Origin of the sequence: Bowmanella dokdonensis (assembly GCF_017254865.1) — a bacterium.
Classification (GTDB): Bacteria; Pseudomonadota; Gammaproteobacteria; order Enterobacterales; family Alteromonadaceae; genus Bowmanella; species Bowmanella dokdonensis.
In genome coordinates this window covers 1-365 of the sequence record NZ_JAFKCV010000168.1, presented here as the reverse complement: position 1 = coordinate 365, position 365 = coordinate 1, and the positions used below count along the sequence as shown (strand labels likewise).

Below are 365 nucleotides of genomic sequence, written 5' to 3'. Positions count from 1 at the left end.
GCCGTCGTTTAAAATGGTCAGGCGTGACGCTGCCATGCCTCTGAAGACTGGATCGCCGCTGGCCCCGCCTTTACGCACCATAGAAAAGCCCGGGATGGTTTTCAGATAATCGGCACCGTCGTGAGCCGGCAAAGGCTGGCGCGGCTGCTTGGCATCGGTAATGACCTGGTTGGGTAGGCTAAGGGCTTCGCCACTGACGATAATAGTTTCTAACTCGTCATGTTGTTGTGCTTGTTCGCCATAGGAAAGCGCAGAGAAAAGGGCCAGGCTCAGGGCGCTGACACGAAAAGTGGTGTGTTTGTTCATTGTTTGATTCCGTTTACATAGGGGCACGCTGGCCTAAGCCAAAGGCCCAAAGCTAAATA

At 54.0% G+C, this 365-nt stretch carries 1 pseudogene; it reads right to left on the bottom strand.

The window, feature by feature from the left end:
• Window positions 1–306, bottom strand: a pseudogene (locus tag J0A66_RS22075) (TonB-dependent copper receptor); the annotation flags it as partial.
• Window positions 307–365 lie beyond the last annotated feature (59 nt).